The sequence below is a fragment of the Paenibacillus radicis (ex Xue et al. 2023) genome, from assembly GCF_024722015.1.
In the GTDB taxonomy this organism is placed as follows: Bacteria; Bacillota; Bacilli; order Paenibacillales; family NBRC-103111; genus Paenibacillus_S.
This window is the reverse complement of the sequence record NZ_JANQBD010000040.1, coordinates 17,509-26,781: the sequence shown is the minus strand read 5'-3', so window position 1 is coordinate 26,781 and position 9,273 is coordinate 17,509. Positions and strand designations below refer to the sequence as shown.

Genomic DNA, 9,273 nt, shown 5'->3' with positions numbered 1-9,273 from the left:
TAAAACGTCTATTATAATAAGGAGGCAATCTAATCATGGCAAAAGCTAAATTTGAACGTAATAAACCGCACGTGAATATCGGTACTATCGGTCACGTTGACCATGGTAAAACAACTCTTACGGCTGCTATCACAACTGTATTGTCCAAAAGATACGGTGGAGCAGCGGTTGCTTTTGATCAAATCGACAAAGCACCAGAAGAGCGCGAGCGCGGTATCACTATCTCCACAGCTCACGTTGAATATGAAACTCCTAACCGTCACTACGCACACGTAGACTGCCCAGGCCATGCTGACTATGTTAAAAACATGATCACTGGTGCTGCACAAATGGACGGAGCTATCCTGGTTGTATCCGCAGCTGACGGCCCTATGCCGCAAACTCGTGAGCACATCCTATTGTCCCGCCAAGTAGGCGTACCTTACATCGTTGTATTCTTGAACAAATGCGACATGGTAGAAGACGAAGAGCTTCTTGAATTGGTTGAAATGGAAGTTCGCGATCTTCTTAACGAATATGAATTCCCAGGTGATGATACTCCAATCATCCGTGGAGCAGCTCGTGAAGCTCTTCAAAACCCAGATGGTCCTTGGGCTGACAAAATCGTTGAGTTGTTTGAGCAAGTTGACACATACATTCCAACTCCTGAGCGTCAAACTGATAAGCCTTTCTTGATGCCTGTTGAGGATGTATTCTCCATCACAGGTCGTGGTACTGTTGCTACGGGTCGTGTTGAGCGTGGTACAGTTAAAGTTCAAGAAGAAGTTGAAATTCTTGGTCTTCAAGAAGAAACTCGTAAATGCGTAGTAACAGGCGTTGAGATGTTCCGTAAATTGTTGGATTCCGCACAAGCGGGCGACAACATTGGCGCATTGCTTCGTGGTGTTGACCGTAAAGATATCGAGCGCGGCCAAGTTTTGGCTAAGCCAGGTTCAGTTAAAGCACACACTGCTTTCTCTGCACAAATTTACGTTCTTACTAAAGAAGAGGGTGGCCGTCATAAGCCTTTCTTCACAGGCTACCGTCCACAATTCTATTTCCGTACAACTGATGTAACGGGTATCATCACCCTTCCAGAAGGTACAGAAATGGTTATGCCTGGTGATAACATCACAGTTACTGTTGAACTAATTGCTCCAATCGCTATCGAAGAAGGAACTCGTTTCGCGATTCGTGAAGGCGGACGTACTGTTGGTGCGGGCGCGGTAGCAACAATCAGCAAGTAATTTTAGGCCTATAAATCCCTTCATCTTCACCAAGATGAGGGGATTTATTTTTTTTAGGCATATTCATTAATATTTCCTTGCTTTTTGTTTATATTTTTGATATTATAGTGAACGTTGGTCTGTGACGTTGCGATGATGTGAGAGGTTGCTGACACACCCGGCCCCTTTGCCATAGGAGTCGAGTCAGGAGATTTTCACGGAGTATGTCCGATACTAAATTGGGCGATAGAAGGAGGGAATACTATGGCTAAGCAAAAAATTCGTATTCGTTTGAAGGCTTATGATCACAGAATTTTGGATCAATCAGCTGAGAAGATCGTGGAAACAGCAAAACGTTCCGGTGCAGGTGTATCGGGTCCGATACCGCTGCCTACAGAAAAGCAAATCATTACGATTTTGCGTGCGGTTCACAAATACAAGGATTCACGCGAGCAATTCGAAATGCGCACACATAAGCGTTTGATCGATATTGTAAATCCAACACCACAAACTGTTGATGCGTTGATGCGTTTGGATCTGCCATCCGGTGTGGATATCGAAATTAAATTGTAATTCACATGTGTATAAATATATGAACGTATGAGAAGAAAAGAGGTGTCAACGATGACTAAAGGTATCTTAGGAAAAAAACTTGGAATGACTCAAGTGTTTACTCCAGAAGGATTGGTAATTCCGGTAACGGTAATTCAAGCAGGACCTTGTACTGTTCTACAGAAGAAGGATGCTGAGAATGATGGTTACGAAGCAATCCAAATCGGTTTTGAAGATAAGAAAGAAAAAAATGCCATCAAACCTGAGTTGGGCCATGCGAAGAAAGCAGGCGCAACACCTAAGCGCTACATTAAAGAATTCCGCGGTATTCAGATTTCTGAATACGAAGTTGGCCAAGAAATCAAAGCTGACTTATTCGCAGAAGGTGAATTCGTTGATGTAACAGGCACTTCCAAAGGTAAAGGGTTCCAAGGCGTTATCAAAAGACATAACCAATCTACAGGTCCGATGGCTCACGGTTCTCGTTATCATCGTGGTCCAGGTTCCATGGGTTCTATCCAAGCGAACCGCGTTCCTAAAGGTAAAAAGCTTCCAGGACATATGGGTAATGAAACAGTTACCATTCAACGTCTAGAAGTGGTTAAAGTTGATTTGGAACGTAATGTTCTTCTAATTAAAGGTTCCATTCCTGGACCTAAAAATAGCTACGTTAGCGTTAAATCAACAGTAAAGTAAAACAGGAAAGGAGGATTTTCAAATGCCAAAAGTAGCAGTTTATAATGTTAGTGGCTCCCAGGTAGGAGAAGTTGAATTAGCTGATTCCGTATTCGGTATCGAGCCGCATTCGCATGTATTGAATGAAGCCGTATTGATGCAGCGCGCTTCCTTACGTCTTGGAAACCATAAAGTAAAAGGGCGTTCAGAAGTTCGCGGCGGTGGTCGTAAACCTTGGAAACAAAAAGGTACTGGCCGTGCTCGTCAAGGTAGTATCCGCGCTCCTCAATGGAAAGGCGGCGGTGTTGTATTCGGACCGACACCAAGAAGCTATTCTTACAAGCTTCCTAAAAAAGTTCGTCGTCTAGCGATTAAGTCTGCATTATCTTCCAAGGTAATTAGCAACGAAATCATCGTGTTGGATCAATTACAATTGAATCAACCGAAGACGAAAGAGTTTGCAGCGATTCTTAGCAATTTGAAAGTTGACCGTAAGGCTTTGGTTGTAACAGCTGGTTATGAAGAAAACGTAGCATTATCCGCACGTAACATTCCTGGAGTGAAGTTTGTAGTAGCTGAAGGAATCAACGTATTGGATGTTATGGTTTACGACAAGCTGATTATTACTAAGGACGCGGTACAGAAGGTAGAGGAGGTGTTTGCGTAATGAAGAACCCTCGCGACATTATCAAACGTCCAGTGATCACGGAACGTACTAGTGACATGATGACCGAGAAGAAATATGTCTTTGAAGTGGAACTCCGTTCGAACAAAACGGAAATTAAGCAAGCAATCGAGCAAATTTTCAAAGTGAAAGTTACTAATGTTAACACAATGAGAATGCCAGCAAAACCTAAGCGTTACGGCCGTCACTCGGGATACACATCGGAATGGAAGAAAGCGATTGTTTCCTTGAGCGCAGACAGCAAAGAACTAGAATTTTTTGAAACTGTGTAATCTAACTTTTTGAAGTAAGGAGGGAATCCTAGTGCCAATCAAAAAATATAAACCAACATCACCAGCAAGACGTGCTATGTCGGTTTCAACGTTTGAAGAAATTACGACAGCTACACCGGAGAAATCATTGCTTGCTCCGTTGTTCAAAAAAGCGGGTCGTAACAATCAAGGTAAAATTACGGTTCGTCACCAAGGTGGAGGACATAAGCGTAAATACCGGATTATCGATTTTAAACGGAATAAAGATGGAATACCAGGTAGCGTTGCTACAATTGAGTATGATCCTAACCGTTCAGCTAACATCGCTTTGATTCATTATGCTGATGGAGAGAAACGTTATATCATCGCTCCAAAAGGCTTGAAAGTTGCTGATAAAATTGAATCAGGTCCTGGATCAGATATCAAAATCGGTAATGCATTGCCGCTTGAGAACATTCCAGTGGGTACTGTGATTCATAACATTGAGTTGAAGCCAGGCAAAGGCGGCCAATTGGTTCGCGCAGCCGGTACAGAAGCTCAATTGTTGGGTAAGGAAGACCGTTATGTTACCATTCGTCTTTCCTCTGGTGAGGTTAGAAAGATCTTGAAAGTTTGCCGCGCGACTATCGGTTCCGTTGGTAACGAAGATTATGAATTGGTTAAAATCGGTAAAGCAGGACGTTCTCGCTGGTTGGGTCAAAGACCTGAAGTACGCGGCGTAGTAATGAACCCGAATGATCACCCACACGGTGGTGGTGAAGGCCGTGCTCCTATCGGTCGTAAATCTCCTATGTCTCCTTGGGGTAAACCAACTCTTGGTTATAAAACTCGTAAAAAAGGTAAAGCTTCTGATAAATATATCGTACGTCGTCGTACGAAGTAATTCATTTCTCGGAACGGTTGAAGAAGGGAGGAACGAAACATGGGTCGTAGTTTGAAAAAAGGTCCTTTTGTAGACGACTATCTTTTGAAGAAAGTTGCTGCGGTTGGTGACAGTACTACTAAGAAATCAGTGATCAAAACTTGGTCGCGTCGCTCTACTATTTTCCCGCAATTTATCGGTCATACTTTTGCGGTATATGATGGTAAAAAGCACGTGCCGGTTTACGTAACGGAAGATATGGTTGGACATAAACTAGGTGAGTTTGCTCCAACTCGTACTTACAAAGGTCATGGTGACGACAAGAAAACAAGCAAACGCTAAGTTTTCACGAATTAAGTTGTAAATGAAAGGAGGTACTTCCATGCAACAAGCAAAATCCATTGCAAGATTCGTTCGAATTGCACCTCGTAAGGCGCAATTGGTGATCGACTTGATCCGCGGTAAGCAAGTTGGAGAGGCAATTGCAATCTTGCGTCATACGCCTAGATCAGCATCTCCAATCGTTGAGAAGGTTTTGAATTCTGCAATTGCAAATGCAGAGCACAACTATTCCATGGACCCTAACAGCTTGGTTATTTCTCAGGCATTTGTTAATCAGGGGCCGACAATGAAAAGATTCCGTCCTCGCGCTATGGGACGTGCGAGTCGTATCAATAAACGTACCAGCCACATTACAGTAGTGGTATCTGAAAAATAAGGAGGGATAACGTGTGGGTCAGAAAGTAAACCCGGTAGGACTTAGAATTGGGATTATTCGCGATTGGGAATCCAAATGGTTCGCAGGTAAAGATTTTGGCGACTTGCTTATGGAAGATGTCAAAATTCGTGAATACTTAAAGCAAAAGCTGAAAGATTCAGCTCTTTCTCATATTGATATCGAACGTGCAGCTAACCGTGTAAATGTTACTATTCATACGGCGAAGCCTGGTATGGTTATCGGTAAGGGCGGTTCTGAGATTGAAGTGATCCGTACTTATATCGCAAACCTGTCTAACGGCAAGAAAATTCACATCAATATCTCTGAAATCAAAAACCCTGAGCTTGACGCGATTCTTGTTGCTGAAAGCATTGCTCAACAATTGGAGCGTCGTGTATCGTTCCGTCGAGCAATGAAACAAGCTATTCAAAGAACAATGAGATCCGGAGCAAAAGGTATCAAAACATCAGTTAGCGGTCGTTTAGGCGGAGCTGAAATCGCTAGACAAGAAGGCTACAGTGAAGGTACAGTACCTCTTCATACACTTCGTGCAGATATTGACTATGGTACAGCTGAAGCAGCTACTACCTACGGCCGTATCGGCGTAAAAGTGTGGATCTATCGCGGCGAAGTTCTTCCAACGGCTAAGAAAAAGGCTGTTACGGAAGGAGGCAACTAATTATGTTAGTTCCTAAACGTGTAAAACACCGTAAAGAGCACCGTGGCAAAATGCGCGGCCAAGCTAAAGGCGGAGCGGAAGTACATTTCGGTGAATTCGGTTTGCAAGCTATGGAGCCTGCATGGGTTACCAACCGTCAAATCGAAGCTGCTCGTATTGCTATGACTCGTTATATCAAACGTGGCGGTAAAGTATGGATTAAAATTTTCCCAGCTAAACCAGTTACACAAAAACCGCTTGAAGTACGTATGGGTAGCGGTAAAGGTAACGTGGAAAAATGGGTTGCTGTTGTAAAACCAGGTAAAGTAATGTTTGAATTGGCTGGTGTTAGCGAAGAGATTGCTCGCGAAGCAATGCGTCTTGCTTCTCACAAGCTGCCAATCAAAACTAAGTTTGTTAAAAGAGAAGATGTAGGTGGTGAAGCAAATGAAAGCTAGTGAATTTCGTAACTTAACCACTGCTGAGATTGAACAAAAGATTTCTGGGTTTAAGGAACAACTCTTTAGCCTCCGTTTTCAACTAGCTACCGGTCAACTGGATAATCCAGTCCAGATTCGAGAAGTCCGCAAAGAGATTGCTCGTGCAAAGACTGTTTTGCGTGAAAGAGAACTGGGAATCATTAGTTAATGAATGAGAGAGGAGGATTTTCCAATGAGTGAACGTAATGATCGTAAAACTCAAGTTGGCAAAGTCGTGAGCGACAAAATGGACAAAACCATTGTTATCGCTGTTGAAACATACAAGAAACACGATCTTTATCACAAGAGAATCAAATATACTAAGAAATTCAAAGCACATGATGAAAACAACGAAGCTAAAATCGGTGATGTTGTTAAAGTTATGGAAACTCGTCCGATTTCCAAAGACAAACGTTGGAGATTGATCGAAGTAGTAGAAAAAGCCGTAATCGTTTAAGATATGCATTGATGCATCAATTCCGGAAGGAGGGTTTAAACAATGATTCAACCTCTATCTCGTTTAAATGTGGCTGACAACTCAGGCGCCAAACAACTTATGTGTATTCGTGTGTTGGGTGGTACTGGTCGTCGTGTGGGTCACATCGGTGATTTAATCATTTGTTCCGTGAAAGAAGCAACACCAGGCGGCGTTGTCAAAAAAGGTGATGTAGTTAAGGCGGTTATCGTTCGCACTAAACGTGGAGCTCGTCGTAAAGATGGTTCTTACATTAGCTTTGATGAAAATGCGGCTGTAATCGTAAAAGACGATAAGAGTCCTCGTGGAACTCGTATCTTCGGACCAGTTGCTCGTGAACTTCGCGACAGAGAATTCATGAAAATCGTTTCTCTTGCACCAGAAGTTATCTAATAAGAAGCTGCTAAGCAGCTGAATGATATATAATTCTTACGAAATTAGCTTTCTAACGAAAACTAAACGTAAGCTTTCGAAGCTAACGTTCTACGAACGTTCTCAGGAGGTGGAAACTCAATGCCAAAGCAACCCAAGAAATTGGAGTCTCATAATAACAAATTGAACGTGAAAAAAGATGATACTGTGTTTGTGATTACTGGTAAAGATAAAGGCAAAAAAGGCCGTATAATCGCAGCATACCCTCGTGAAAACCGCGTGCTGGTTGAAGGTGTGAACTTGATCAAGAAGCACACTAAGCCATCACAAGCTAATCCTCAAGGTGGTATCATTTCTCAAGAAGCACCAATTCACGTATCCAACGTGATGCTGATTGATCCTAGGAGCGGCCAACCTACTCGTGTAGGTTACAAAGTTTTGGACAACGGAAAAAAAGTGCGTATTGCTAGAAAATCCGGTGAAGTCATCGATTAATCGTATAAGGTAGGAAAGGAGGTACATGAAACATGGCAGCAAGATTAAAGGATCGTTTTCTGAACGAGGTTACTCCTGCGTTAATTCAAAAGTTTAACTATAGTACAGTAATGCAGGTGCCTAAGATTGAGAAAGTCGTTATCAACATGGGTGTTGGTGAAGCAGTTTCCAACTCCAAAGTGCTGGATGTGGCGGTTCAAGATCTTCAGCTAATCTCGGGTCAAAAACCGGTAGTAACAAAAGCAAAAAAATCAATCGCAGGTTTTAAATTGCGTGAGAATATGCCAATCGGCGTAAAGGTAACTTTGCGCGGCGAGCGTATGTATCATTTCTTGGATAAATTGTTCAACGTGGCTCTTCCACGTGTTCGTGACTTCCGCGGCGTTTCTTCCAAAGCATTTGACGGTCGTGGAAACTACACTTTGGGTCTTAAAGAACAATTGATTTTCCCGGAAGTCGAGTACGATAAAGTAGATAAAGTGCGCGGTATGGATATCGTTATTGTTACAACTGCTAAATCAGACGAAGAGTCCCGTGAATTATTAACTCAATTAGGTATGCCGTTTACGAAGTAATTCGGATCGGTTAAGCCCCGGAGGTGTAAAAGTAAGTGGCAAAAACTTCAATGATAGTGAAGCAGCAGCGCCCTCCTAAATTTAAGGTGCAGGCTTACACTCGCTGCGAACGCTGCGGTCGTCCGCATTCAGTTCTTCGGAAATTCAAGATTTGCAGAATTTGTTTCCGTGAACTAGCATACAAAGGCCAGATTCCTGGCGTTAAAAAAGCAAGCTGGTAAAACCCAAGTTTCGGGAAGGAGGTTTACAAAAATGGTGATGTCAGATCCAATTGCAGATATGCTTACTCGCATTCGTAATGCAAATGTAGTGCGTCATGAGACGGTAGAAATTCCTGCTTCAACGATCAAAAGAGAAATTGCTGAGATCTTGAAAAAAGAAGGTTTCATCCGCGACGCTGAATATATCGAAGATAACAAGCAAGGGATTATCCGTTTGTTCTTGAAATACGGTCCTAACAATGAGCGTGTTATCTCCGGTCTTAAAAGAATCAGCAAGCCTGGCTTGCGTGTTTATACAAAAAGTCAAGAGGTTCCTCGTGTACTTGGCGGTTTGGGGATTGCGATTATTTCCACTTCCCACGGTGTCATGACAGATAAGGAAGCTCGTCAAACCAAAGCCGGCGGAGAAGTTATCTGCTACGTTTGGTAATCAGAACTTAAATGAACGGAGGTGCATACCATGTCCCGTATTGGTCGTAAGCCAATTACAATCCCTGGTGGCGTTAATGTCACTTTGGAAAACACTCGTGTAACGGTTAAAGGTCCTAAAGGTACTTTATCCCGCGAATTACACAAAGACATGAAGATCGTTATTACTGAAACTGAGCTTTTAGTAGAACGTCCTTCTGATAATAAACTACATCGTTCCCTTCATGGAACAACAAGAAGTGTTGTTGCTAACATGGTTAGCGGTGTTACAGACGGCTTTGTTAAAAACCTTGATTTGGTTGGTGTAGGTTACCGTGCGAATAAAACTGGCAACAAGCTGGTTTTGAACGTTGGTTACTCCCATCCGGTTGAAATTGAGCCAGAGAACGGTATTGAGTTCGAAGTACCTACAAACACCAAAATTATCGTTAAAGGTATCGATAAAGAGTTGGTCGGCGCTACTGCAGCGAAGGTTCGTTCTGTTCGTGAGCCTGAACCATATAAAGGTAAAGGTATTAAGTACGAAGGCGAGCGTATTCTTCGTAAAGAAGGTAAAGCTGGTAAGAAGAAGTAAGCTAATCGCTTAGAGCGATAGTGTTTCAGTCATGTTGAAAGGAGTGA

18 protein-coding genes are annotated in these 9,273 nt (G+C 42.7%); all 18 read left to right on the top strand.

The features are described 5' to 3' along the window. Window positions 1-35: 35 nt before the first annotated feature. The 18 genes from tuf to rplF all read left to right on the top strand — a co-directional run bounded on the left by tuf (window position 36) and on the right by rplF (window position 9,226). A complete protein-coding gene (tuf, locus tag NV381_RS34530; RefSeq protein WP_258217815.1) occupies window positions 36-1,226 on the top strand; it encodes an elongation factor Tu in 1,191 nt (396 codons plus the stop codon). A gap of 243 nt (window positions 1,227-1,469) precedes the next feature. Then, the gene (rpsJ, locus tag NV381_RS34525; protein ID WP_005544556.1) at window positions 1,470-1,778 is read left to right on the top strand and encodes a 30S ribosomal protein S10; all 309 of its coding nucleotides are present in this window, start codon (window positions 1,470-1,472) and stop codon (window positions 1,776-1,778) included. Between the two features lie 51 nt (window positions 1,779-1,829). After that, window positions 1,830-2,453, top strand: coding sequence for a 50S ribosomal protein L3 (gene rplC, locus NV381_RS34520; RefSeq protein WP_258217814.1), 624 nt, complete (start codon window positions 1,830-1,832; stop codon window positions 2,451-2,453). Between the two features lie 22 nt (window positions 2,454-2,475). Further along, window positions 2,476-3,099: a 50S ribosomal protein L4 gene (gene rplD / locus NV381_RS34515; RefSeq protein ID WP_258217813.1), complete on the top strand. Its 624-nt coding sequence runs from the start codon at window positions 2,476-2,478 to the stop codon at window positions 3,097-3,099. Further along, a complete protein-coding gene (rplW, locus tag NV381_RS34510) occupies window positions 3,099-3,389 on the top strand; it encodes a 50S ribosomal protein L23 (RefSeq protein WP_171651084.1) in 291 nt (96 codons plus the stop codon). The genes rplD and rplW overlap by 1 nt, the downstream gene beginning before the upstream one ends. Window positions 3,390-3,420: 31 nt before the next feature. Further along, window positions 3,421-4,251: a 50S ribosomal protein L2 gene (rplB, locus tag NV381_RS34505; protein ID WP_258217812.1), complete on the top strand. Its 831-nt coding sequence runs from the start codon at window positions 3,421-3,423 to the stop codon at window positions 4,249-4,251. Window positions 4,252-4,290: 39 nt separating this feature from the next. Next, window positions 4,291-4,572: a 30S ribosomal protein S19 gene (gene rpsS, locus NV381_RS34500; protein WP_171651086.1), complete on the top strand. Its 282-nt coding sequence runs from the start codon at window positions 4,291-4,293 to the stop codon at window positions 4,570-4,572. Window positions 4,573-4,612: 40 nt separating this feature from the next. Next, on the top strand, window positions 4,613-4,948 hold the full coding sequence (gene rplV / locus NV381_RS34495; RefSeq protein ID WP_171651087.1) for a 50S ribosomal protein L22: 336 nt from the start codon (window positions 4,613-4,615) through the stop codon (window positions 4,946-4,948). A gap of 13 nt (window positions 4,949-4,961) precedes the next feature. After that, the gene (gene rpsC, locus NV381_RS34490; RefSeq protein WP_258217811.1) at window positions 4,962-5,627 is read left to right on the top strand and encodes a 30S ribosomal protein S3; all 666 of its coding nucleotides are present in this window, start codon (window positions 4,962-4,964) and stop codon (window positions 5,625-5,627) included. 2 nt (window positions 5,628-5,629) lie between these two features. Beyond that, a complete protein-coding gene (gene rplP / locus NV381_RS34485) occupies window positions 5,630-6,064 on the top strand; it encodes a 50S ribosomal protein L16 (protein ID WP_171651089.1) in 435 nt (144 codons plus the stop codon). Next, the gene (rpmC, locus tag NV381_RS34480; protein WP_171651090.1) at window positions 6,054-6,254 is read left to right on the top strand and encodes a 50S ribosomal protein L29; all 201 of its coding nucleotides are present in this window, start codon (window positions 6,054-6,056) and stop codon (window positions 6,252-6,254) included. The genes rplP and rpmC overlap by 11 nt, the downstream gene beginning before the upstream one ends. Before the next feature lie 24 nt (window positions 6,255-6,278). Then, the gene (gene rpsQ / locus NV381_RS34475; RefSeq protein WP_258217810.1) at window positions 6,279-6,542 is read left to right on the top strand and encodes a 30S ribosomal protein S17; all 264 of its coding nucleotides are present in this window, start codon (window positions 6,279-6,281) and stop codon (window positions 6,540-6,542) included. 42 nt (window positions 6,543-6,584) lie between these two features. Continuing rightward, complete coding sequence (gene rplN / locus NV381_RS34470; RefSeq protein ID WP_171651092.1) at window positions 6,585-6,953, top strand: 50S ribosomal protein L14; 369 nt, start codon at window positions 6,585-6,587, stop codon at window positions 6,951-6,953. Between the two features lie 120 nt (window positions 6,954-7,073). Continuing rightward, window positions 7,074-7,427 carry a 50S ribosomal protein L24 gene (rplX, locus tag NV381_RS34465; RefSeq protein ID WP_258217809.1) on the top strand — a complete coding sequence of 118 codons (354 nt, stop codon included), beginning with the start codon at window positions 7,074-7,076 and terminating at the stop codon, window positions 7,425-7,427. 32 nt (window positions 7,428-7,459) lie between these two features. Continuing rightward, window positions 7,460-8,002 (top strand): 50S ribosomal protein L5, encoded by a 543-nt coding sequence (gene rplE, locus NV381_RS34460; protein WP_171651093.1) that lies wholly within the window; start codon window positions 7,460-7,462, stop codon window positions 8,000-8,002. Window positions 8,003-8,037: 35 nt separating this feature from the next. Further along, window positions 8,038-8,223: a type Z 30S ribosomal protein S14 gene (locus NV381_RS34455; protein WP_171651094.1), complete on the top strand. Its 186-nt coding sequence runs from the start codon at window positions 8,038-8,040 to the stop codon at window positions 8,221-8,223. A 31-nt stretch (window positions 8,224-8,254) separates the two neighbouring features. After that, on the top strand, window positions 8,255-8,653 hold the full coding sequence (gene rpsH / locus NV381_RS34450; protein WP_171651095.1) for a 30S ribosomal protein S8: 399 nt from the start codon (window positions 8,255-8,257) through the stop codon (window positions 8,651-8,653). 30 nt (window positions 8,654-8,683) lie between these two features. Further along, entirely contained in the window at window positions 8,684-9,226 is a 543-nt protein-coding gene (rplF, locus tag NV381_RS34445; protein WP_258217808.1) for a 50S ribosomal protein L6, read from the top strand. The last annotated feature ends 47 nt before the right edge of the window (window positions 9,227-9,273 follow it).

What these genes read in the sequence shown, in the direction of transcription:
- tuf (WP_258217815.1), top strand. Translation starts at nt 36, where the DNA reads ATGGCAAAAGCTAAATTTGAACGTAATAAACCGCACGTGAATATCGGT.
- rpsQ (WP_258217810.1), top strand. Translation starts at nt 6,279, where the DNA reads ATGAGTGAACGTAATGATCGTAAAACTCAAGTTGGCAAAGTCGTGAGC.
- rplV (WP_171651087.1), top strand. Translation starts at nt 4,613, where the DNA reads ATGCAACAAGCAAAATCCATTGCAAGATTCGTTCGAATTGCACCTCGT.
- rplW (WP_171651084.1), top strand. Translation starts at nt 3,099, where the DNA reads ATGAAGAACCCTCGCGACATTATCAAACGTCCAGTGATCACGGAACGT.
- rpsS (WP_171651086.1), top strand. Translation starts at nt 4,291, where the DNA reads ATGGGTCGTAGTTTGAAAAAAGGTCCTTTTGTAGACGACTATCTTTTG.
- rplF (WP_258217808.1), top strand. Translation starts at nt 8,684, where the DNA reads ATGTCCCGTATTGGTCGTAAGCCAATTACAATCCCTGGTGGCGTTAAT.
- rplN (WP_171651092.1), top strand. Translation starts at nt 6,585, where the DNA reads ATGATTCAACCTCTATCTCGTTTAAATGTGGCTGACAACTCAGGCGCC.
- rpsJ (WP_005544556.1), top strand. Translation starts at nt 1,470, where the DNA reads ATGGCTAAGCAAAAAATTCGTATTCGTTTGAAGGCTTATGATCACAGA.
- rplX (WP_258217809.1), top strand. Translation starts at nt 7,074, where the DNA reads ATGCCAAAGCAACCCAAGAAATTGGAGTCTCATAATAACAAATTGAAC.
- rpsH (WP_171651095.1), top strand. Translation starts at nt 8,255, where the DNA reads ATGGTGATGTCAGATCCAATTGCAGATATGCTTACTCGCATTCGTAAT.
- rpmC (WP_171651090.1), top strand. Translation starts at nt 6,054, where the DNA reads ATGAAAGCTAGTGAATTTCGTAACTTAACCACTGCTGAGATTGAACAA.
- rplD (WP_258217813.1), top strand. Translation starts at nt 2,476, where the DNA reads ATGCCAAAAGTAGCAGTTTATAATGTTAGTGGCTCCCAGGTAGGAGAA.
- rplE (WP_171651093.1), top strand. Translation starts at nt 7,460, where the DNA reads ATGGCAGCAAGATTAAAGGATCGTTTTCTGAACGAGGTTACTCCTGCG.
- rplC (WP_258217814.1), top strand. Translation starts at nt 1,830, where the DNA reads ATGACTAAAGGTATCTTAGGAAAAAAACTTGGAATGACTCAAGTGTTT.
- rplP (WP_171651089.1), top strand. Translation starts at nt 5,630, where the DNA reads ATGTTAGTTCCTAAACGTGTAAAACACCGTAAAGAGCACCGTGGCAAA.